The organism is Bacteroides sp. MSK.20.12 (assembly GCF_019052435.1).
Classification (GTDB): Bacteria; Bacteroidota; Bacteroidia; order Bacteroidales; family Bacteroidaceae; genus Bacteroides; species Bacteroides xylanisolvens.
On the sequence record NZ_JAHQVH010000100.1, the window covers coordinates 1 to 1,549 of the forward strand.

General features: G+C 41.7%; 2 protein-coding genes. Both read left to right on the plus strand.

Annotation, left to right across the window (positions count from 1 at the left end):
* On the plus strand, positions 1–395 hold a 395-nt coding region (locus KTR06_RS24310), incomplete at its 5' end, for a transposase (protein ID WP_254306464.1).
* A gap of 35 nt (positions 396–430) precedes the next feature.
* The gene (locus KTR06_RS24315) at positions 431–1,288 is read left to right on the plus strand and encodes an IS3 family transposase (protein WP_217290891.1); all 858 of its coding nucleotides are present in this window, start codon (positions 431–433) and stop codon (positions 1,286–1,288) included.
* Positions 1,289–1,549 lie beyond the last annotated feature (261 nt).

Below are 1,549 nucleotides of genomic sequence, written 5' to 3' on the forward strand. Positions count from 1 at the left end.
AATGCGAAATTCCCATGAAAGAATTAAAAAAGAAGTACACTCCTTACACAGAATCCGAACGAATGTCTTATATTCGTGAGTATTTATCCACTTCGGAAACGAAGTATCAGTTTGCCAAACGTACCGGTATTTGCCGTCGTCTGCTGATTCTTTGGCTTGATAAGTATCATATAAATGATAAAGTTATGAGTACAGACCACGCCTCTTTCAACAAATACTCTGCTGAGTCTCTCAATGAACTGGAGAAAGAACTCGCTGCATTGCGTGCCGAAAATCGCAAACTTCAGCGTGCTCTTCAGGAGGAAAGTCTTCGTCATGAAGCTTGTGAGGAATTAATAAATCTTGCTGAGTCAACCTATCACATCAAGGTTCGAAAAAACTCCGATGCCAAGTAATCGATACCTTGTCACAGGGGAACTCTGCCCGTCATATGCGCGGTAGGCTACAGTTCCTCTGTGATTACTTCGGCATAACCAGACAAGGTTATTATAAGCATGTCAACAGAAAAAAAGAAATAGACATCCTCACATCAAGCATTGTGTTGTATTGTAATGAGTTACGTAAACTTATGCCTAAGGCTGGTATGCGTGAACTCTATGCATGCTGTCTCCGCAAGTTTGGTGTCAGGATGGTCATTGGGCGTGATCAATGCTATAATATTTTTCGTGCTAATGGCCTGTGTCAACGTGTCAGACATGTGAGACCAAAGACAACAAATTCTAATCATAATTATTACATTTATCCGGACTTGCTGAATGTTACTCCTAAATTTGTAGCTGACACATTCGGTTCAATGGTTGTAGCGGACATAACCTATGTTGCCACGTGCCAGGGATGGGCTTACCTGTCTCTTCTTACCGATGCGGGCAGTCGGGCGATAGTTGGATATGCCCTGTGCAAAACACTTGAAGCGGAAGGTCCCTTAAAGGCACTGAGGATGGCTATAGACTTTTACAACAGATACAATGTCGATTTGAGTAGTCTCATACACCATTCTGACCGGGGAGTGCAATACTGCTCAAACCTGTATGTGGATATGCTCAAGAAACATCATATCAATATTAGTATGACGCAGTGTGGAGATCCGCTACATAATGCCCTGGCTGAACGGATGAATAACACGATCAAGAATGGGTGGTTGTTTGACTGCGAAGATGACAGCTTTGAACAGTTGGATAAACGTATAAGCGACGCCATATATGCATACAATAATGTTCGACCCCATCAAGGCATACAAATGAAAACACCGATGGAATATATTCGTAAGTACGCGGAAAAAGGTAGTTGAAGTCCCGCTCGTCGGGACGGGTGCTCCCGCCCCTTGCCGCGAGGGCGATCCCCGAGCGAAGAGTTTTTGTTGTTTAATGAAGTTTACAGCCCGAAGTCTTGCATTTATAAGAAAAGATACATATGTTTGCAACATCTTTAATATGACAACTTATTAAGGAATTACAAAGGGACAAGTAAACTTATTTAGGTTTTAAAATATATTGAGTTAACTAACTTAGGTATAACAAACGAAGTTGTCAACTAAATCCAGTACAGTACA